17 protein-coding genes and 1 pseudogene are annotated in these 20367 nt (G+C 39.9%); 5 read left to right on the forward strand and 13 right to left on the reverse strand.

Annotation, left to right across the window (positions count from 1 at the left end):
• Positions 1 to 4 precede the first annotated feature (4 nt).
• The 3 genes from RYK20_RS06500 to RYK20_RS06510 all read left to right on the forward strand — a co-directional run bounded on the left by RYK20_RS06500 (position 5) and on the right by RYK20_RS06510 (position 3568).
• A complete protein-coding gene (locus RYK20_RS06500; protein ID WP_314894838.1) occupies positions 5 to 1234 on the forward strand; it encodes a DNA-binding protein in 1230 nt (409 codons plus the stop codon).
• Positions 1235 to 1360: 126 nt separating this feature from the next.
• Entirely contained in the window at positions 1361 to 2614 is a 1254-nt protein-coding gene (locus RYK20_RS06505; RefSeq protein ID WP_314894839.1) for a porin, read from the forward strand.
• A 21-nt stretch (positions 2615 to 2635) separates the two neighbouring features.
• On the forward strand, positions 2636 to 3568 hold the full coding sequence (locus RYK20_RS06510; protein WP_314894840.1) for a D-2-hydroxyacid dehydrogenase: 933 nt from the start codon (positions 2636 to 2638) through the stop codon (positions 3566 to 3568).
• Between the two features lie 75 nt (positions 3569 to 3643).
• Here the strand turns inward: RYK20_RS06510 and gdhA are convergent, their stop codons facing one another.
• From gdhA to RYK20_RS06530, 4 genes are all read right to left on the reverse strand, one after another.
• Positions 3644 to 4984, reverse strand: coding sequence for an NADP-specific glutamate dehydrogenase (gene gdhA, locus RYK20_RS06515; RefSeq protein ID WP_297978281.1), 1341 nt, complete (start codon positions 4982 to 4984; stop codon positions 3644 to 3646).
• Positions 4985 to 5116: 132 nt separating this feature from the next.
• On the reverse strand, positions 5117 to 5545 hold the full coding sequence (locus RYK20_RS06520) for a PPC domain-containing DNA-binding protein (RefSeq protein WP_314894841.1): 429 nt from the start codon (positions 5543 to 5545) through the stop codon (positions 5117 to 5119).
• Between the two features lie 27 nt (positions 5546 to 5572).
• Positions 5573 to 6454, reverse strand: coding sequence for a phosphatidate cytidylyltransferase (locus tag RYK20_RS06525; RefSeq protein ID WP_314894842.1), 882 nt, complete (start codon positions 6452 to 6454; stop codon positions 5573 to 5575).
• Complete coding sequence (locus RYK20_RS06530; RefSeq protein WP_314602766.1) at positions 6451 to 7053, reverse strand: LUD domain-containing protein; 603 nt, start codon at positions 7051 to 7053, stop codon at positions 6451 to 6453. Before RYK20_RS06530 ends, RYK20_RS06525 begins: the two co-directional genes overlap by 4 nt.
• Before the next feature lie 161 nt (positions 7054 to 7214).
• Between RYK20_RS06530 and RYK20_RS06535 the strand changes: the two genes are divergently transcribed.
• Entirely contained in the window at positions 7215 to 8432 is a 1218-nt protein-coding gene (locus RYK20_RS06535) for a 3-phosphoshikimate 1-carboxyvinyltransferase (RefSeq protein ID WP_314894843.1), read from the forward strand.
• A 6-nt stretch (positions 8433 to 8438) separates the two neighbouring features.
• Here the strand turns inward: RYK20_RS06535 and RYK20_RS06540 are convergent, their stop codons facing one another.
• Together RYK20_RS06540 and RYK20_RS06545 are read right to left on the reverse strand one after the other, a co-directional pair.
• Complete coding sequence (locus RYK20_RS06540) at positions 8439 to 9392, reverse strand: ATP-binding cassette domain-containing protein (protein ID WP_314894844.1); 954 nt, start codon at positions 9390 to 9392, stop codon at positions 8439 to 8441.
• 3 nt (positions 9393 to 9395) lie between these two features.
• Positions 9396 to 10292 (reverse strand): ATP-binding cassette domain-containing protein, encoded by an 897-nt coding sequence (locus RYK20_RS06545; protein WP_297981117.1) that lies wholly within the window; start codon positions 10290 to 10292, stop codon positions 9396 to 9398.
• A gap of 105 nt (positions 10293 to 10397) precedes the next feature.
• Here RYK20_RS06545 and RYK20_RS06550 point away from each other — a divergent pair, with 105 nt between their 5' ends.
• Positions 10398 to 11087, forward strand: coding sequence for a TIGR00730 family Rossman fold protein (locus RYK20_RS06550; RefSeq protein ID WP_297981119.1), 690 nt, complete (start codon positions 10398 to 10400; stop codon positions 11085 to 11087).
• A gap of 12 nt (positions 11088 to 11099) precedes the next feature.
• Here RYK20_RS06550 and RYK20_RS06555 read toward each other — a convergent pair whose 3' ends face one another.
• From RYK20_RS06555 to RYK20_RS06585, 7 genes and pseudogenes are all read right to left on the reverse strand, one after another.
• The gene (locus RYK20_RS06555; RefSeq protein WP_314894845.1) at positions 11100 to 13343 is read right to left on the reverse strand and encodes an FUSC family membrane protein; all 2244 of its coding nucleotides are present in this window, start codon (positions 13341 to 13343) and stop codon (positions 11100 to 11102) included.
• 429 nt (positions 13344 to 13772) lie between these two features.
• The gene (locus RYK20_RS06560) at positions 13773 to 14663 is read right to left on the reverse strand and encodes a fructose bisphosphate aldolase (protein WP_314894848.1); all 891 of its coding nucleotides are present in this window, start codon (positions 14661 to 14663) and stop codon (positions 13773 to 13775) included.
• A gap of 105 nt (positions 14664 to 14768) precedes the next feature.
• Positions 14769 to 15989: a beta-ketoacyl synthase gene (locus RYK20_RS06565; RefSeq protein ID WP_297979807.1), complete on the reverse strand. Its 1221-nt coding sequence runs from the start codon at positions 15987 to 15989 to the stop codon at positions 14769 to 14771.
• Between the two features lie 21 nt (positions 15990 to 16010).
• Positions 16011 to 17096, reverse strand: coding sequence for a hypothetical protein (locus RYK20_RS06570; protein ID WP_314894846.1), 1086 nt, complete (start codon positions 17094 to 17096; stop codon positions 16011 to 16013).
• 157 nt (positions 17097 to 17253) lie between these two features.
• Entirely contained in the window at positions 17254 to 18006 is a 753-nt protein-coding gene (locus tag RYK20_RS06575; RefSeq protein WP_297979802.1) for a succinate dehydrogenase/fumarate reductase iron-sulfur subunit, read from the reverse strand.
• 7 nt (positions 18007 to 18013) lie between these two features.
• Positions 18014 to 20041, reverse strand: a complete 2028-nt coding sequence (locus RYK20_RS06580) for a fumarate reductase/succinate dehydrogenase flavoprotein subunit (protein ID WP_314894847.1) — start codon at positions 20039 to 20041, stop codon at positions 18014 to 18016.
• A 5-nt stretch (positions 20042 to 20046) separates the two neighbouring features.
• Positions 20047 to 20367: pseudogene (locus tag RYK20_RS06585) on the reverse strand (succinate dehydrogenase); the annotation flags it as partial.

Below are 20367 nucleotides of genomic sequence, written 5' to 3' on the forward strand. Positions count from 1 at the left end.
TTATATGAAAAAATTACTCTTAGCGAGCCTTGCACTTGCTTTATTAGCTTCTTGTGCTAAAGATGACCAAGGAGGCATTCCTCCTGTGGATGGTACGGGACAGACAAATGAAAATGTTCCCTTACTACAAGCTGCTACAGCTACCGCTACTGACTATGTGGTAGGGAAGAAAGTAAAGCTTCACGGGAATATTGTTATTGAAAGAAACCGACCTTATTTCAAGTTCTCAGATAATACTTTGGTGCAAATTTATGCCCAGAACTCTGTATCCAATACCCTTTCTGAAGCAACCAAAACAAAGCTCAGTACTTCAGGGCAGGAGATTACAGTAACAGGGACTTTTACCAATTTCACTCCTAGGAATTCTACCGAAGTAGTTAAGGAAATAGTTTATACAGCAGAGAGTGATTTGGTTTTTGGAACAACTCCAGCTCCTCAGCCTATCACCGATCTAGAAGCTTCTACAGCTACCGCTACTGACTATGTGGTAGGGAAGAAAGTAAAACTTCACGGAAATATCGTTGTACAAGCAAATCATCCTTATTTCAAGTTCTCGGATAATACTTTGGTACAAATTTATGCCCAGAACTCTGTATTCAATACCCTTTCTGAAGCGGCCAAAACAAAGCTCAGTACTTCAGGGCAGGAGATTACAGTAACAGGGACTTTTACCAATTTCACACCTAGAGGCTCTAATGAAGTGATTAAGGAAATCGTTTATACAGCAGAGAGCGATTTGGTTTTTGGAACAACTCCAGCACAAAATCAACCTCAACCATCACAAGGGAAGACGTTTGATTTCGAGCAAATTACAAGTTCTTCTAACGGATATAATATTACAGGAACTCTCCAAACAACCGAAGGAGTTCGCTTGAGCTACAAGGGGCGTACCAACCTCAAAGATGATAAAAATACCAACTATGCTATCTCTGGAAAGGGATTAATGCTTACTGATCATAGGGAAAAACCTTATATCAAGATTACTTTCCCTAATGGCGTACGTAAGCTTTTCATAGACTACAAAGCTGCTTATAACGCTACACAGAATAGACATTTTGAGATATATGAGGGAGATGAGAATAGTACTCAAAAAATAGGAGAACATAGCTTTGCTCATAATGCCAGCGGAACATTTTCTATTGATTTGAATAAAACAGGAGCTTTTACCCTTACTATTAAGCCTGCTACAGGCTCAAAACAGTTTGTATTGGATAATATAAAGTATGAAAACTAATTTTTAACGAGAATAGTTTGTTATTTGAGTGAGGAAAGGATATTTTTCTTTCCTCACTTTTTGTTTTTCAAAAATAGTTGTATATTTGTGTGACATTTAGAGGAAAATTTTAAAAATAATTTCTATATGAAAAAGTTATTAATGTTAATGATATGTGCTCCCTCCTTACTATGGAGTCAAGAGTATTTACGTCGTAACCTTAGTGAGGACGGGAAAACCTATATCAAGGCGAACCTTTCATCAACTTTTTGGGCACGTTATTATGAGGCAAATCCTCATACGACGGTTAATGGAACACCAGTGAGCCGTGTAACAGATATATCCATCCGTCGTTTACGTATAGGCTTACAGGGGCAGTTAACTCCTAAATTGTATTTTTATGGACTTTTTGGAGGAAATAATTATAACTTTAATAGTAATAAGAATGATCGCATAGGAATTCTAGACCTCTATGCGGACTATCAGTTTGCTCCTGAGTTCACTGTAGGAATAGGTAAGTTTGGCTGGAATGGGAGCCGAAATGCGATGAAAGCTAGTGGAAGTATGATGGGCTTGGACGCGCCTAGTTTTCCACTATTCACTGTGAATATGAATGATGATAATGTGAGAAGTTTTGGAGTTTTTACTAAAGGACAGCTACAGAATCTTAGTTATGTGCTGACTCTCAAGAGCCCTCTAACTGTAATTACAGACGAAAAAGAAGGTGTAGTAGGTTATGCTAAGAATGCTCCTCATAAGCAATATTCAGCACATCTCAAGTATGACTTCTGGGAGCGTGAGAGTAATAAAACTCCTTATACTGTAGGAACTTATATAGGAGCTAAAAGGGTATTCAATCTATCCTTAGGAGGAGTCTATCAGAAACAAATGATGTCCGAACTTCAAGGAGGAATACCGAAGTATTATGATTATAAGAACTTCTCTACAGAGGTATTCCTAGATACACCTCTTTCCGAAAGGAATAATGCGCTTACCCTGAATCTGGGTTATTATTATACAGATTTTGGGCGAAATTATGTCAGAAACATAGGGAATAACAACGTAGCAGGGGTATCTTCACAAGAATATTTTAACGGAGGCGGTACAGCTTACCCTGTAATTGGTACAGGAAGTACTTTTTGCTTCTTGGCTGGCTATCTTTTAGGTAAAAATGAACAATTTACTGCAAGAGTACAGCCCAATGTAGCCTTGCAATATTCCAAATTTGATGGACTTAAGGACGCAATGCTTGCTTATGACTTGGGAGTCAATGTGTTTTTCAAAGGACATAGTAATAAGCTTAGTCTTTGTTACCAGAACCGACCTATATTCAATCAGCAAAAGGAAGTCGCTATGCGTAAAGGAGCTTTTATTATACAATATCATATCCAACTGAACTAATATTTTAAGAAAAATATACTTATGAAAGCTGTTATTTTAGATAGAAATACTTTATCTGAACAGTTAGAACTTACTGTTCCTCAAGGGATTACTGAATGGGTTGTTTATCAGAGTACTACGCCCGAGCAAGTACTACAGCACCTCCAAGGAGCTCAGATAGCTATTACCAATAAGGTGAAGCTCAGGCGAGAGCATCTTCGGCAGTTACCTTCCTTAAAGCTTATCCAGCTGACTGCTACAGGCACCGATAATATAGACAAAGAAGCCGCTCAAGAGCTGGGGATAGAGGTGAAGAATGTAGTAGGCTATTCTACAGAAAGTGTTGCTGAACATTTCTTTATGCTTCTACTGGCAGCGATGAGAGGGCTCAAGCCTTATCACACAGCTGTAGAGAAGGGGGATTGGCAAGCCGATGGACGTTTCTGTCTTACAGAGCCTTCCATACTAGACCTCCATACCCGCACCCTCGGGATTATAGGGATAGGTAATATAGGGAAAGCCATTACTGAGCGGGCGAAAGCCTTTGGAATGCGTGTTCTCTGGGCAGAACATCAAGGGAAAGCCCCTCGTAATGCGGATTATAAACCCTTTGAGGAAGTTCTTGCTCAGAGTGATATTATTTCCTTAAACTGTCCGCTTACCCCTGCTACACATCATCTGATAAATACAGAAACAATAGCTCGGATGTCCAGAAAGCCCTTACTTATCAATGTGGCACGGGGAGCTGTAGTGGATCCCCAGGCGATTTATGACGCTCTACAACAAGGGAAGCTATTGGGATTTGCTACCGATGTATTCGAGCAAGAACCTCCTGCCGATACTGATCCACTCTTAAAGCTCGCTACTCACCCCAGAGTACTCCTTACTCCTCATGTGGCTTGGGCAAGCGAATTTGCATTAGAAAAGCTCTGGACAAAGGTTAAGGAGCAGGTGGAGGCTTTTATCAAAAAATAGAGGAATTAAACCGTTTTATAAAGGAAAGAGAGGTAACCACAAGATTACCTCTCTTTTAAGTTTGGATAAATTTATTTATACAATTCCTTGATCAAGCATAGCGCTAGCTACTTTCATAAATCCAGCAATATTAGCTCCTTTTACATAGTTGATATAGCCGTCTTCTTGTCCGTATTTGAGGCAAGCATTATGGATAGATTCCATAATCTGGTGTAGTTTAGCATCTACTTCTTCAGAACGCCAAGCAAGGTGAGCTGCATTTTGAGTCATTTCAAGTCCAGAAGTAGCTACTCCTCCTGCATTTACTGCTTTTCCAGGAGCAAAAGGCAATTTAGCATCTTGGAAAGCTTTGATAGCCTCAGGAGTACATCCCATATTGGATACCTCAGCTACGAGCTTCACACCATTAGCGATAAGGGTTTTAGCATCTTCTTCGTTCAATTCGTTTTGGAAAGCACAAGGAAGGGCTATATCACAAGGGATTACCCACGCCTTTTTACCTGCAGTGAATTTGCTTTCTTTAGCGAATTTTTCTGCAAAAGGAGCTACGATATTACGGTTAGAAGCACGAAGTTCAAGAAGGTAGTCAATCATTTCTTGAGTCATACCATTAGGTACCTCTACACAACCATCAGGACCTGAAAGTCCGATAACTTTAGCACCTAGCTGAGTGGCTTTCTCAGAAGCTCCCCAGGCTACATTTCCAAATCCTGAAACAACTACACGTTGTCCTTTAAGGTCTTTACCTAGCTTTTTAAGCATATGGTCTACAAAGTAAAGGGCTCCATACCCTGTAGCTTCAGGACGTATAAGAGAGCCTCCCCAATTGATTCCTTTTCCTGTAAGGACACCTGTGTTATATTCACGGGCTAATTTTTTGTACATACCGTACATATATCCGATTTCGCGTCCGCCTACTCCTACGTCACCTGCTGGCACGTCAGTATCAGGGCCTATGTTATGCCACAATTCAAGCATAAAAGCTTGGCAGAAGCGCATTATCTCAGCATCAGATTTTCCTGTAGGGTCAAAATCAGATCCTCCTTTGGCACCTCCCATAGGAAGGGTGGTAAGGGCATTTTTGAAAGTTTGTTCGAACCCAAGGAACTTTAGCATAGAAGGGTTCACTGCCTTATGGAAGCGGATACCCCCTTTGTAAGGACCTATAGCAGCATTGAACTGCACGCGATACCCTAAGTTAGTTTGTACTTCTCCTTTGTCATCTACCCAATCCACACGGAAGGTGAAGATACGATCTGGTTCTACAATACGCTCAATAATCTTAGCTTTTGCAAATTCAGGGTGTTGGTTATACACATCCTGTACAGATTCTAATACTTCGTGTACTGCTTGTAAGTACTCTTTTTCACCAGGGTGCTTTGCCTCCAAAGAGGTCATAATTTTTTGTACGTCCATAGTAATAAACAATAAATTAAAAGGTTTTATAATTATCTTATTTTCTGTACTTTACATAAGAAATATAAAGAAATCACAAATTTCCAACAAAGGTACTTATTTATATTGGATAAAACAAGTAAAAAGGGATAATTATTTTCTAAGTTGGTACAGATTTAGCCCTATGCTTGTGTTATAATAACGTTCTAAACTTCCCTCAAAGGCTTCGATGACAAATTCCCCAGCACCACTAAGGGTGGCCTCTAGCAGGTGTCCAGCTAAGGCGCTATAATCCGATCTGCCAAGGGCGATGTGTAGATGTAAGTAAGGTTTTCCTTCTTTCTGTGAAATATTTCCTATTAAGCAAGCAATTTCCATCTGTTCTTGGAAGGTTTTATCTATATATTGTTTTGTATGAGGGTCAAAAAAGCGGAGTGTAGCTTTACCAACGGCACCTATACCGTGGATAACACCTGCTTTAATTTGTTTTTCCTCACAGAACATTGTCATAGCCTTTGTGATCTCTACGTGATTCTCAAGGCTAAGAACATATCTGTCACCGAAAGCTTGGTAGGTATACATTTTGGTTGTATTTTATAGATGAATTTTTTACAAATAAAAGGCTATTTGGAGCGCTATATAAGCAAAAGGAGAGGCAAAAATGAGGCTATCAAGCCTATCAAGCAATCCTCCGTGTCCTGGGAGAATGGTGCCACTATCTTTCTTGCCAGCTACTCGCTTGAACTTGGATTCGACCAAGTCTCCTAAGGTACCTGCAATGACCAATACAGCAGCTATAAGAAACCATTCCCAAATATTTTTATGGCTGTAAAGCGAAAATAAAAAAGCGGTTAATAAGGCTCCTAAAAAGCCTCCTATGAAGCCTTCCACTGTCTTCTTTGGGGATACTGAGGGAAAAAGTTTTGTCCGCCCTAAGAAACGTCCCGAAAGGTAAGCAAAGCTATCACTCGCCCAGATAATGGCTAGTACAGCTATCATTGTGTGTTGTGCTTCGTTAAAAGCTTCTGAGAAACGCCATTGTGAAAATTCCCAGAAGGGAAAAGGATCTGATGAAATGGCTTCTACATAATTCTTGACTTCTACCTTATACAAAAGGGGAATAAATAAGCAACCCCCTCCTACATATAATAGGCTCAGTAGGAACTTCTGCTGTTTGCTATAATGTACAGGCTCTTTCTTGAACAAATAGATGACAAGGTAGATATCAGTTACCACTACAGCAAAAAGGAGCAAATAAACCAAAAAATTATTGGTGAGAAATAGGTAATTAAAGCTCCACCAGAGTACTAGGAATACAAGGTAGATAGCACTCCCTCCAAGGCGAATAAGCCGCTTGAACTCATACAAGCAGATAAGCCCAAAAATAAGAAAAAGAAAGCCGAAAGCCTCCGCATTGGAAAGCATAATGGCGGTTAGTAATAGGAAAACGTAAAGAATCCCTGTGATACTTCGTTTGAGTAATTCATTCATTCTTCAGTATGATTAAGATCCTCTATAAGGAGCAAATAGGTAGTACGGTAGCAACTTTCAGCAAAAATAGAATCCTTCTCCTTGGGGGATTCAAATCCTCGCAAAGCGCGAATATTATTAGGTCGGTTTGTCTGTGTTTTTCTATTTACACCCGCCATAGCATCTCTCAGGGAGCCAACAATTTGGCTTGTTTTGGCAACGACAATCAATACAGGAGGTAGCTCCTCTAAGCGCTTCTGTCCTAACTGCCTAGATGAAAACAGAATAGAGCCTTCCTGAGCTACCAGATACTCACAATCTGTTAGAAAAAAAGTCGCTTTCTGGTCATCTCCTTCAAAATAAGAGGAAAATGAGGAATAGAAAATAGCCTCCAAGGATGCATTATGGGTGAAAACAGTTGCTTCACGGTTGTTCTCTAAGAGAATTTTCTCAAAAATAGATGGAAGCTCTTCAAGAGTCTCTATATATACAAAAATTCCTCCCTTTTCCTTGAAATTATGAACGAAAGCTTCATCTACAGGAAGCGAATGTTTCATTTGCTCTTGGGGCTTTTCTGGCTCTTTTGAAAAGGTTTTAAAGAGTTTTTCAAGCCATTTCATTAATGATTTTCTTGCTTAATTTTAGGGTGTAAAGATAAGAAAACTTAATGAATAAATAAAGTGAATAACAGAGTTTAATTTTTCTCTTAAAAAATTAGCATTTCTAAAGAACTTTAGGGGATATTTTGTAATTTTGCCCCCTCTAAAATTAAAACGCTTCAATGAATATTCATTTAGAAAAAAAACGGATAAAAAAGCATCTTACCCTTTCTCTAGGAGGTTCAAAGAGCCAGACCAATCGCTTGCTTCTCTTGCAACGGATTTTCCCTATATTACAGATAGATAACCTCTCCGATGCAAATGATGCTATCCTGATGCGTCAGGGATTATATCCTCTAGAAGAAGAGATAAATGTAGGTGATGCAGGAACGGTGATGCGCTTCTTAACAGCTTACTATGCCTGTGCTCAGGAGCAGAAAGTCATCCTTACAGGTTCTGAGAGAATGCAAGAACGTCCTATTGCGATTCTTGTGGAGGCACTCATTACCCTAGGCGCTTCTATTACTTACTTAGGAAAAGAAGGCTTCCCTCCCTTACGAATAGAAGGGAGAAAGATACAAGGAGGGGAACTCTCTATTAAGGCAGATGTAAGTAGCCAATATATTTCTGCATTACTGATGGTAGCTCCTACATTCTCTCAAGGGCTTACTCTTCATTTGCAAGGGGATATTACATCATTCCCTTACCTTACAATGACTCTCTCCTTACTCAATGAGATAGGTATAGCGGCTACCTTTGATGAAAATACCATATATGTACCGCCTACCTCCTATGTTTCCCCAAAAAGGTTTGTAGTGGAGCCTGATTGGAGTTCTGCTTCTTATTTCTATAGTTTGATTGCTTTAAGTGAGCCTGGAACCAATCTTTTTTTAGCTAATTATACCGAAAAAAGCTTGCAGGGAGATAGAGTTGTGGCAGATATTTACCAGAATTTTGGAGTAAAAACCCTTTTTCTAGGGGATAAAATACAATTGATTAAAGAACGAACAGAAGTATCGCCTATTTTCTCCTATAATCTTATAGATGCTCCTGATATTGCCCAAACCATTGCGGTTACTTGTTTTGGGTTGGGGATAGAATGCTTCTTAAGTGGGCTTAAAACTCTTAAAATAAAGGAGACAGATCGTCTCTTTGCTCTTAAGGAGGAACTCACCAAGCTGTCAGCTCAGGTAAGCATCTCCGATAGTGAGTTGTGGATAGGAGTTTCTTCCAAGATTACCCCTAATGTAGCCATCCATACCTACGGGGATCATCGTATGGCAATGGCTTTTGCTCCTCTCTGCTTGAAAGTTCCTATTACCATTACCAATAAGGCAGTAGTGGAGAAGTCTTTCCCTAATTTCTGGGAAGATTTGGATTATATTACACAACCTTTCTAGAGAGGTTTAAGCATCTTTCTCTTTTTTAGAAAATTCTTCTTTTTGAATAGTTTGTATGAAAATATCATTCACCGAAGGTATTTCCTGCTTGAAGTGAGTGATATTTCCTTTTTGAAAGAGATATTGAAGTAGTTCTTGAGGATTTTGTTCTTCGTCGAGCTCAATAAGCCACTTTTTTTCGTTGTGAATGGAAGGAAAATTCGCCTGAGATAGCTTGTAATTCGTTCCCAATTCATCAAAAGAGGTATTTTCAAAAGGAATAATACCCACTTCATATCTGTTTTTTTGAAATTGTTGCTGGATATTCCTGAGTTCTCCACTGAGTAATAGTTTGGAACGATTCAGTAAGGCAATATGATCACAAAGGCTTTCCACTGATTCCATCCGATGAGTGGAGAAAAGAATTGTACAGCCCTTTTCACGTAGGTAGAGCACTTGTTCTTTAATGATTTCTGCATTGATAGGATCCAGCCCACTGAAAACTTCATCGAAAATTAGGAACTTAGGCTGGTGAATCACAGTGGCTATGAACTGTACTTTCTGAGCCATTCCTTTGGAGAGTTCTTGGAGTTTTTTCTCTTTCCAGTGGGGGATAGCTAGGCGCTCTAGCCAGAAGTGAAGTTGTTCTATAGCTTGGGTTCGAGAGAGTCCTTTGAGTTGTCCTAAATAGAGGAGTTGTTCCCCTACGGTCATATTCTTATAGAGCCCTCTTTCTTCAGGCATATAACCGATATGAATAATATCGGAGGGAGCAAGAGGGGCACCTTCAAAGAGGATTTCTCCTTCATTGGGCAAGAAAATCTGGTTGAGAATACGGATGAGGGTGGTTTTTCCTGCCCCATTAGGTCCCAAAAGCCCAAAGATACTCCCTCTAGGAATTTCCAAGGAGATATCAGAAAGGGCTACTTGCTTTCCATAATTCTTGCTCAGGTGAGTTATCTTAAGTAGGATATCAGCCATTGCCTAATTGTTTTGAGTAAGTTCCATAAAAAGTTGTTCCAGGTCGGTATGCTTGTGATTCATTTGGAGGATTTTTAGCCCATTCTCCATAGCAAAATCAAAGAGCTTTCCTCTCATATCCTCTTGAGTGTCAAAGGTAAGGGTGAAAAAAAACTCTTCGTTATTTCGGATGGTTTTTATATGAGGGATACGGCGTAGGAGCTGTTCCTCTACACGGTAATCAAAAAGAATCTCAACGGTTTGTTCCTTATCCTGTAGGTGTTTCATCTGTTTATCAAGGATGATTTTTCCCTTATGGAGAATAAGAACACGTTGGCAAACAGCCTGAATCTCCTGCATAATGTGGGAAGAGAGTAGGATGATTTTTTCTTTTCCTAGTTCTCGGATAATTTGTCGTATTTCTAGTATTTGCTGAGGGTCAAGCCCATTGGTGGGTTCATCTAAAATAAGCACTTTAGGGTCGTGAAGAAGGGTAGAAGCAAGTCCTACTCGCTGGCGGTATCCTTTGGAGAGCATATATATCTTCTTATGGGCGTGACTTTCCAGCTGGGTGAGTTCTATACAGGTTCCTATACGGCTCTTAGGGGTATGATATAAGCCTGCAACATATTGTAGATATTCCTTTACATACATATCCAGATATAATGGATTGTGCTCAGGCAAATAGCCTATATGCTTCTGAGCTTGGATGCGCTCCTTAGTGATAGAGTATCCTAATACCTCAACTTCCCCTTCGTCAGCAAGTAAGGCTCCTGTAATCATCTTCATTGTAGTGGTCTTTCCTGCACCATTGAGCCCTAGGAAGCCTGTAATTTCTCCCTCTTGAAGCTCAAAGGAGACTTGATCTACGACCTTTTGTGGAGGGTAACTCTTGGTTAGGTTTTTAACAATAACAGCCATAAATGAGAAATAAGTGCAAAAGTACGTAAAAAATAGTTGGGAAGAAAGCCTTTTAGTAATAAAAAAAGTGATATTTTTGCAAGTAATTCAGAATTAATAAAAAAGATGGCGAAAAGACGCGAATTTCAAGAGAATCAATCTCTTAAGCAACACGATTCTTGGGGGATTTTTAAAATAATGAGTGAGTTCGTAACTGGTTATGAGCGACTCAGTGAGATAGGTCCCTGTGTGTCTGTCTTCGGTTCAGCCCGTATTCAGCCCGATAGTAAGTATTACAACTTAGCTACAGAGATAGCTGAACGCATTGTAGAAATGGGGTTCGGAGTGATTACTGGGGGAGGACCTGGTATTATGGAAGCTGCCAATAAGGGAGCTGCCCAGGGAGAGGGAGCCTCTGTAGGTATCAATATAGAACTTCCTTTTGAGCAACACGATAATCCTTATGTAGATAGGGATAAGAACTTGCATTTCAACTATTTCTTCGCCCGTAAGGTGATGTTTGTACGTTATTCACAGGCGTTTGTCGTTTTCCCTGGTGGGTTTGGTACAATGGATGAGCTTTTTGAAGCTATTACCCTAATCCAAACCACCAAGATAGAGCCTTTCCCCATTATTCTAGTGGGATCAGAGTTCTGGAACGGACTGGTTAGCTGGATTAAGGAGGTGCTTCTAGATAAATTTGGCAATATAGGAGCTAAGGATATGGATATTTTTAAGGTGGTAGATACTGCTGATGAGGTAGAGGAAATCATCGAAAAATTCTATCTCAAATACAGCTTAAAGCCAAAGTTCTAGGTATTCAGAAGCTTATTCCTTTAGCATTTTCTCAATATGTAACTCTAAGTTATCTGTTAACTCTCTTAGGTAGTTGAGTTGCTCAGTAAAGAAGAGCATCTCTTGAGGACGAATCATTTCAGAGGCACTTTCGGCAGAAGGTGCCTTTTCTGTTTCAGAAAATAGTTCAAGGGTCTTCTGGCGTATTTCTTCAAATACCTTGGGGTCAAAGGGACGTATCTCCTCATCCAGCTTGCCGTCCAAGAGGGCAACGCAGTGCTGGAGCTTGTGCTGTATCTCCTCTATAGCACGCACAAAAAGGTCGCGGATGATAGGGGAGGGAGTCTCACTGAGCTGTGTGCTGAGGGTCGCTACACAAGAGAGGAAATCCTGCTGAAGTACCTGAATTTCATTGCGAACAGTATAGTTTTTCTGCTGAGATTTGGGTTCCTGAAGCATACGTTGCAAGCCTGCATTCAAGTTAGCCAAAGCTAGAAAAGCCTTCTTACGAGCTACCTTATACTCGGTGGTAATCTCAGGGGTATCTACTCGCTTAATAAGCTCATTGGTATAGCCTAAATTAGCCCTGAGGCTTTTAATAATCAGCTGGTTATAATTCTTATGTTCCCAAGAGGGGAAAAGTAAGTAATTGGCACTCACCGAGAGTATAAAAGCTATAAGCGTATCCACCACGCGATATTGTACTACGCTTACTGCATCAGGAACAAAAAGGGCATAAGCCAAGACAATATACAAAGTAAGGAAAATCGCACTCATACTGAAATTCTCCTGTAAAAGTCCATAACCAAAGGGCATACTCATTAGGATAGCTAGCCCATAGATATATTTATAAACTTCATAATCCAAGTGTAAGATATATTGGCATATATATACCAATATGAAAGCCACTCCTGCCCCGATGAGTGTTCCAAGAGCACGTTCCTTGGAGCGACTTAGGGTAAGTCCATAACCGGGTCGCATAATTACATATACAGTGAAGAGAATCCAGTGTGGGTTCTGTACCTCAAAAGCTTCTCCTATCAGGTATCCAATAACAGTTACTATGGCAAGGCGTAAAGCGTGGCGGAAAAAGGAAGACTGAAATGAAAGATGGTCTGCCAATCGTTTGATAGAATAGTTATCTGCACTCACAAAGCGACGATAACTTTTCTCATCACGATAACTTACCTCTTGGGTATAGTAATTGTTGAATATTTGCTGAACATTATAGATGTTCTGAGTCTGTTTTGACAAATAGTGATACATTTTCTCTAAAAGTACCTGTTCTTCTGAAAAATTTTCCTCTTGGTTAATACTAAGATAGGCTTGTTTGAACTCCAATTGCTTTTCTAGAAGACTTTTGAGGCTGATATTATAAGACCCTTTTTTTCTTTCACCTATATAATCAGCCATTTTAAGAAGAATCAGGGAGAGTTCTTCTAAGAAATGGGTGTATTTCTCAAAGAAATGAGCGTTCTTTTGAGCATATTTATCTACTCTCTCATAAGGAATCGGATTCGCGATAGCTAGCTCAAAAATATCTACCATCTCAATAAAGATAAGGAACTGACGCTGGAGGTAGTTGGTCTTCCCTGATTTAGAACGAGAGTCAAGGAGTACTGCTCGTAGCTTTTCGTATTCCTCATTCAGAGAGGACTGTAGGGAAAGAAGCACTTGCTTATTAGCCATACGTGAATCAGTATCACTGATAAGTAAAGCACGCGTGTGTAAGTACTTAGCAGTAAGGGTCATACACTTAGCAAGGAGCTGCTCGCTGTATTGGCGTGGACGTATCCACATCAGTATTCTGACCAAAAGAATATACCAAGCCCCAGCTAGAAAAATATATAAGGCATTATAGAGGATATGAATACCCTCCTGTGGGCGGACTAAGGCTAAGGTAAGGGTAAAAATCCCTGCAATAGAGACCATCGCTGCACGTGCCCCATAGAGGGAAATATAGGCATAGCCAAAGGTGAGTATAGCCATTAAGGATAGTAGTTGCCACAGGGAACCATAAGCATTCACGAAATTCACAGAAACCGAACTGATAGCTACAAAAAGTGTGGCGATAATAATTCCTCCTAAGTGGTGCTTGCGGTTACCAGGGATATCACTAGGGGCTATCATTATGATGGTAGTAGCCGCTGTAAGCCCTGCCGATACATTTCCCAGAAGCCAGCCAGCTATAGCACAGGAGAGAATAGCAAAAGATTTCAGCACTCCAATTACAAAGGCATAGCTCTTGATAAATTCTAAAAAGTTAAGTCGTTTCATTATTATTTGAGAAGAATTTATGGATGAAAAAGTTTGCAAAAGTACGAATTATATTACAAAAAAAGGGCGCTTTGTTGATTTTTATTTGTTACCAGAAAATAAAATAGATTTTTATAATAATATAAATCATTGATTTTCAACACAAAATAAATTTTATTTAAAATAATTAAAAATAAATATTGTTTATTTGAAAAATAATTTATATCTTTGCCTCGTTGTTGTTTGGATGTAAAAGTCCGTTTGTATAGAAATGTTTTTAGTATTTCATTTCCATTCCAAGGTCTAATGAGAAAGCATTCTTTTTAGTATTTATATCAGTTGTTTTAACCTCTCATTAGATTTAGTTAGTTTTAAGTAAAAAAATCCTCACTTAAGTGAGGATTTTTTATTTTTAAGATGTTTAGGAGAAAGGACTTTCCTTTTTCCTGATTATTTTATAGAAGCTTCATAGATTCCTTCTATAGAATCTGCTAGAGTTTTGTTGAATTCAGCATCAGATTGTTGGTCATAGAGTCCTTCGGAGAGGGCACGGGAGAAGCTGGCGATAATTCCTTGATTTTTTCCAAGAATTTCATTAGCTTTTTCTCTGGAATAACCTCCAGAAAGGGCTACAACACGAACCACTCTTGGGTGCTTAGTAAGTGGAGTATAGAAATTCTCTACAGTAGGAAGGGTAAGCTTAAGCATTACATCAGAAGTAGCAGGAAGCTTATCAAGATGTTTTAGGATTTCTTCTTGTAGGATTTCTTCTGCAGCAGCTTTGTCAGGAATATTGATATCTACTTCAGGTTCAATGATAGGGATAAGCCCAGCAGCAATGATTTCATTGGCGACTTCGAACTGTTGAGCTACTACTCTTGCGATACCTTCTTTGGATGCTTTTTTAATAACAGAACGCATCTTAGTACCGAATACGTGGTGTTCGTTAGCTCTTTTAAGTAAGTCAGCAAGGTTAGTAATAGGCTTCATTAGTTGTACTCCATCAGCATCCAAATCTACTAAGCCTTTATCTACTTTTAGGAAAGGTAAAATACGTTTTTCTTCCCATAGGTACTCAGCTGTATATTTGCCATCAATTTTGCGATCCATTGTTTGTTCAAAGAGGATGGCTCCAAGGATTTTGCTATCATTGAAAGCAGGTGATTTGATAATTCGGGTACGCATCTGGTGAATGAGATCGAACATTTCAGCTTCGTTTGAGTAACGACTTTCCTCTATCCCATAAAGTTTTAGAGCTTTAGGAGTACTTCCTCCACTTTGGTCAAGGGCAGCAATAAAGCCTTTGCCGTTTCTCATTTTTTCTATTTTTTCTTTCATAATAAGTTGATGTATTAATTAGCTATTTTAGCTAAGATTAAGATGTGACAAAGATACAAAATAAATTACAATAAAGGAAATACTTTTTAATTAATTTTTATCAAGATTTCACCCAAATCTCTTTATAATAAGTGCAGAGTTGGTACCTCCGAAACCAAAAGAATTGGAAAGGAAGGTCTTCAGGGGTTGTTCTTGTGTTTCTGTAATAATATGTAGCTTTTGAGCATCAGGATCTAGCTGTTCGATATTGATATTGGGAGCGATGAACTGATGTTGCATCATCAGTAGGGAATAGATAATTTCGCTAGCTCCAGCCATCCAGCATTCGTGCCCTGTCATTGATTTCGTAGAGCTTACAGGAGTTTTCCCTCCGAAAATCTGGTAGATAGCCTTTGCTTCATTGGTGTCTCCTATGGGAGTTGAGGTGGCGTGCGCATTGATATAGTCAATAGCAGAAGCCTCAAGAGAAGCATTCTCTAGTGCACGTGCCATTGCTCGAGCAGGTCCCTCTACATTGGGAGTGGAGATATGGCCTCCATTGGACGAAAAGCCATAGCCGATCACTTCTCCTAGAATGGTAGCCCCTCTTCGTAAGGCGCTTTCATAGGTTTCTAGCACAAGGGTGGCAGCTCCACCACTAGGGACTAAGCCATCTCTGCCAGCATCAAAAGGGCGAGAGGCTTTTTCAGGAGTTTCCTCCCGCATAGAGAAGACTCCCAAGCCATCAAAGCTCCCCATACTATATTTATTAGTTTCCTGTGCTCCTCCACAAAGAATAATCTCCTGCATACCACTCTGTAAAAACAAATACCCTAACCCTACTGCGTGAGAGCCACTGGCGCAGGCTGCACTAATGCTCATATTAACGCCTCTTAAAGCAAATAAGGTGGAAAGGTTCATCGTAACGGTAGAATTCATCGTTTTGAAAACGGCTCCTGAGCCTACCAAGGTGGTGTCTTTCTTCTCTCGAATCCTGTCATTGGTAATAATAACCGATTCGGCAACACTATCATTCCCATAAAGGATTCCTACTTCATTATTCTTAAGGAAATCCATATCTATCCCTGCGGTTCTCAGGGCTTCAAGGGTCGCCATATAAGCGAATTCGCTTTCTTCTCCCATAGAGATACGTTCTCGTCGGCTTAATAAACCTTTGAGCTCAGGGCTAGGGACTTTCCCTGTAAGAGCAGAACGATACCCATACGCCTTGCGTTCAGGGTCATAAATAATTCCAGACTTTCCTTTATATAAAGAATTTGCTACTTCTTCTAAGGAAGTACCTATGCAGGAATAAATTCCCATTCCGGTAATCACTACTCGTCTCTTCATAGCTTATCAAAAGGTCGTATATTAATGTCTGTTATCACATTGTATATAAATATCTCCCTGTTTATCGGAAAGAAAAATCAGTGGATCACAACCAAAGGAAGCACTAGTCATTCCATAGATAGCCAAAGGTTTTCCTTTGAGAATCCTACCAATAAGCATTAGTCCTTCTTCCTCTGTATCAGTAATAGGAGGCACAAAGAAAAGTCCTTCACTTTCTTCTAGGAAAGCTCTCTTAAGGATTCTTTTGGTAGAGGGATCTAGAGCTACAAAATATCGCTTTGCACTTCCATAATTTCCTTTATCATAATCAAAATAAAAATCTTGTATATAACAAATCACTTCTTTACTTTCGTATTTATAGGTGTCTCCTAAGGAATAGAGAGGATTTTCTATTTGGTAGGGAACGGGAAATTCTTTGGCTTTTACCTTATGCCATACCATTGGAGTCATTCCTTTATTATCAAAAGGGCTTTCTTGTCCGATAAACACAAAGCTACTCCAATAAGGCTGTACTTGTTCTTCCTTAAGAGAATCGGAGGAATGAAAGAGTTCAAAGCCTATTTCATAATCCCAAGGCTCGATATCCTCTTCAGAAGCATAGGCATTCAGGCTTGCAACAGCCTTTAGAGAGGATAAAGGATATTTTTTGAGTACATTATCTATATAATTATATAGGAAAAGAGTGTCGTTCTCTGAGAATTTCATCCTTGTGAAGATGTTTTTTCTATATTTTCCAGTAAGAGGGAAGTGTAGAAGAAAATTTTTATTCATTTTCTTCTGGTTTTTTATATATTCAGGGGGGACATCTAAGGAATCATTTTGATAAACGTCAGAAAGAGACACATAGATAGCTTTCTGGGTAATATTCATTCCAGCTAAGTATAAGTTGATAGAGTCGTGAATACTGCTTTTGGGAATAGGGTCAAAAGCAATAGAGGTGGTATCGACCTCTTCTTCAGGGTCTTCTACCCTTACAGTAATCCCCGAGATGACAGGAAAGGAATCAGAATCCGAATCGGAAGGAATCGTTTCAGGGGTGTAGAATCTATCTCGTTTGCAAGCAAATAAAATAGGTAAGCAAAGTATAAGAAAGGCTATTTTTTTCATAAAAAAATATTTTAGAGAGGATTGTCAGAATAAACTTATTGAGAGGGCAAAGATAGTAAAAAAATAGAAAAGATGAGGAAAATTTTCTAAAGTATAGATACAAGAAAAGCTATCCCAATGAAGTGGATAGCTCTTCTTTATGAAAAATAATAATCCTTTACTTAACTACAGCCTTAAGGTATTCACGGTTAAGGCGTGCAATATTCTCAAGAGAAATTCCTTTAGGACATTCTACTTCACAAGCCCCTGTATTGGTACAGTTTCCGAATCCTTCAAGTTCCATTTGATTTACCATATTCAGAACACGTTCAGTCGCTTCTACACGTCCTTGAGGGAGAAGAGCGAACTGGGATACCTTAGCCGAAACAAAGAGCATTGCAGAGGAGTTTTTACAAGTAGCTACACAAGCACCACAACCTATGCAAGCTGCCGCATCCATTGAGCGGTCAGCATCATACTTAGGAATAGGAATAGCATTGGCATCCTGAGTATTTCCTGAAGTATTTACAGAGATATAACCTCCAGCTTGCTGGATACGCTCGAAAGCGCTTCTATCCACCATAAGGTCTTTGATTACAGGGAAAGCTGTAGCACGCCAAGGCTCAATAGTGATGGTATCTCCATCCTTGAACATACGCATATGGAGCTGGCAGGTAGTGATACCGCGGTCAGGACCGTGAGCTTCTCCATTGATGAACAAAGAACACATTCCACAGATTCCTTCACGACAGTCGTGGTCAAAAGCCACAGGCTCTTCTCCTCTTTCTATAAGTTGTTCGTTAAGAATATCTAGCATTTCCAAGAAGGACATATGGTCAGAAATGTTACTAACTTTATATTCAACCATTTGACCTTTTGATTTGGCGTCTTTTTGTCGCCATATTTTAAGGGTAAGATTCATTGTTGCCATATCACTACTATTTATAACTACGTTGTTTGAGTTCTATATCTTTGAATACTAAAGGTTCTTTATGTAAGATTTCCTCACTAGGATTGTAGGTATTTACAATTTCTGTAGGATCCCCTGTGTATTGCCAAGCGGCAACATAAGCATAATTCACGTCGTCACGAAGTGCTTCTCCCTCAGGAGTTTGATACTCTTCACGGAAGTGTCCGCCACAGGATTCGTTACGTTCAAGAGCATCTTTGGCAAATAGTTCTCCGAGCTCTAGGAAGTCCGCTACACGGTTGGCTTTTTCAAGCTCTACATTCATTCCAGTGAGTTCTCCAGGTACCTTTACATCACGCCAAAATTCTTCACGGATTTCACGGATTTCTTGGATGGCTTGCTTAAGTCCTTCTGCATTACGTGCCATACCTACTTTGTCCCACATTACCTTACCCAGTTTCTTATGGAAGTAATCCACAGAGTGGGTACCTTTGTTATTGATAAAGTGTGCCAAACGTTCTTTTACAATGCGCTCTGCTTCATCAAATTCAGGTGTATTGGTAGGAATTTTACCAGTACGAATATCTGCAGAAAGGTAATCTCCTATGGTATAAGGTAATACGAAATATCCGTCGGCAAGCCCTTGCATAAGTGCAGAAGCTCCTAGTCGGTTAGCTCCGTGATCAGAGAAGTTGGCTTCCCCGATAGCGTAACAGCCTGGGATAGTAGTCATCAGGTTATAATCTACCCAAATACCCCCCATTGTATAGTGGGTAGCAGGATAAATCATCATTGGGGTTTTGTAGGGGTTTTCTGCTACAATCTTTTCATACATTTGGAAGAGGTTCCCATACTTAGCAGCAACAATTTGCTCCCCTCGTTTGGTTACTTCTTCCTTGGTAGGTTCTACCCCGTGGATCTTACATTGTTCCTTACCATAACGCTCGATAGCGGAGGCAAAATCCAAGTAAACAGCCTCACCAGTTTCATTTACTCCGAAACCAGCGTCGCAACGTTCTTTAGCTGCACGAGAAGCCACGTCACGAGGCACCAAGTTACCAAAAGCAGGGTAACGACGTTCCAAGTAGTAATCGCGGTCTTCCTCAGGTATTTCAGTTGGCTTTTTACGTTTTTCACGGATAGCTACTGCATCTTCTAATTTCTTAGGAACCCAGATACGTCCATCATTACGTAAAGATTCAGACATCAAGGTCAATTTAGACTGATAGTCTCCAGAACGAGGAATACAGGTAGGGTGGATTTGGGTAAAACAAGGATTGGCAAAGTAAGCACCTTTTTTATGTACTTTCCAAGCAGCGGTAGCATTACAGCCCATTGCATTAGTAGAAAGGAAATATACGTTTCCGTACCCTCCAGAGGCAATAACTACAGCGTGAGCTGAGTGGCGCTCTATCTCTCCAGTAACCATATTACGAGCGATAATTCCACGAGCCTTGCCGTCTACAATTACTATATCCATCATCTCGTGGCGGTTGTACATATCTATTTTACCACGAGCGATTTGTCGGTTCATAGCTGCATAGGCACCTAAGAGGAGCTGTTGTCCTGTTTGTCCTTTTGCATAGAAAGTACGTGATACAAGTACACCCCCGAAAGAACGGTTATCAAGTAATCCGCCGTAATCACGTGCGAAAGGTACCCCTTGGGCTACACATTGGTCAATGATATTTCCAGAAACCTCTGCCAAGCGATATACGTTAGCTTCACGGGCACGATAGTCACCTCCTTTTACAGTGTCATAGAAAAGGCGATAGGTAGAGTCTCCATCTCCCATATAGTTTTTGGCAGCATTAATACCCCCTTGAGCAGCAATAGAGTGGGCACGGCGAGGAGAATCTTGGTAAGCAAATGCCTTTACATTGTACCCAAGCTCAGCAAGAGTAGCAGCGGCAGAGCCTCCTGCAAGTCCTGTTCCTACCACAATGATATCAATATTACGCTTGTTAGCAGGGTTTACAAGGTTAATATGGTCTTTATATTTTGTCCATTTGTCCGCTATAGGACCTTCTGGTATTTTAGAATCTAATGTACTCATAAGTATTATATTAAAGAGTTAATGTAATGAAAAAGAGCTACGAAGATAAAACCTCCACAGATGATGTAAGAATACCAATTACCTAAGCAACTGATGAGTTTCTTGCGTTTGTCATCTTTTAAGCCTACGGATTGGAAAGCAGATTGAAAGCCGTGAAGTAAGTGTAAGCATAAGAATACAAAGCAAAGTACATAGATACCTACACGTATAGGGTTGTGGAATCTTTCTACAAGCTCCCCATAGTAGCGGGTTTCGTCGGCTGGGAGCGCCTCTATATACTTGTAGTTCATCTCAGGTGCCCAAAAGTCAAACAAGTGTAGGGCTAA

Origin of the sequence: uncultured Capnocytophaga sp. (assembly GCF_963525585.1) — a bacterium.
In the GTDB taxonomy this organism is placed as follows: domain Bacteria; phylum Bacteroidota; class Bacteroidia; order Flavobacteriales; family Flavobacteriaceae; genus Capnocytophaga.

Excerpts from the sequence above, each read along its gene's own strand:
- RYK20_RS06500 (WP_314894838.1), top strand. The coding sequence starts at position 5 with ATGAAAAAATTACTCTTAGCGAGCCTTGCACTTGCTTTATTAGCTTCT.
- RYK20_RS06505 (WP_314894839.1), top strand. The coding sequence starts at position 1,361 with ATGAAAAAGTTATTAATGTTAATGATATGTGCTCCCTCCTTACTATGG.
- RYK20_RS06510 (WP_314894840.1), top strand. The coding sequence starts at position 2,636 with ATGAAAGCTGTTATTTTAGATAGAAATACTTTATCTGAACAGTTAGAA.
- gdhA (WP_297978281.1), bottom strand. The coding sequence starts at position 4,984 with ATGGACGTACAAAAAATTATGACCTCTTTGGAGGCAAAGCACCCTGGT.
- RYK20_RS06520 (WP_314894841.1), bottom strand. The coding sequence starts at position 5,545 with ATGTATACCTACCAAGCTTTCGGTGACAGATATGTTCTTAGCCTTGAG.
- RYK20_RS06525 (WP_314894842.1), bottom strand. The coding sequence starts at position 6,454 with ATGAATGAATTACTCAAACGAAGTATCACAGGGATTCTTTACGTTTTC.
- RYK20_RS06530 (WP_314602766.1), bottom strand. The coding sequence starts at position 7,053 with ATGAAATGGCTTGAAAAACTCTTTAAAACCTTTTCAAAAGAGCCAGAA.
- RYK20_RS06535 (WP_314894843.1), top strand. The coding sequence starts at position 7,215 with ATGAATATTCATTTAGAAAAAAAACGGATAAAAAAGCATCTTACCCTT.
- RYK20_RS06540 (WP_314894844.1), bottom strand. The coding sequence starts at position 9,392 with ATGGCTGATATCCTACTTAAGATAACTCACCTGAGCAAGAATTATGGA.
- RYK20_RS06545 (WP_297981117.1), bottom strand. The coding sequence starts at position 10,292 with ATGGCTGTTATTGTTAAAAACCTAACCAAGAGTTACCCTCCACAAAAG.
- RYK20_RS06550 (WP_297981119.1), top strand. The coding sequence starts at position 10,398 with ATGGCGAAAAGACGCGAATTTCAAGAGAATCAATCTCTTAAGCAACAC.
- RYK20_RS06555 (WP_314894845.1), bottom strand. The coding sequence starts at position 13,343 with ATGAAACGACTTAACTTTTTAGAATTTATCAAGAGCTATGCCTTTGTA.
- RYK20_RS06565 (WP_297979807.1), bottom strand. The coding sequence starts at position 15,989 with ATGAAGAGACGAGTAGTGATTACCGGAATGGGAATTTATTCCTGCATA.
- RYK20_RS06570 (WP_314894846.1), bottom strand. The coding sequence starts at position 17,096 with ATGAAAAAAATAGCCTTTCTTATACTTTGCTTACCTATTTTATTTGCT.
- RYK20_RS06575 (WP_297979802.1), bottom strand. The coding sequence starts at position 18,006 with ATGGCAACAATGAATCTTACCCTTAAAATATGGCGACAAAAAGACGCC.
- RYK20_RS06580 (WP_314894847.1), bottom strand. The coding sequence starts at position 20,041 with ATGAGTACATTAGATTCTAAAATACCAGAAGGTCCTATAGCGGACAAA.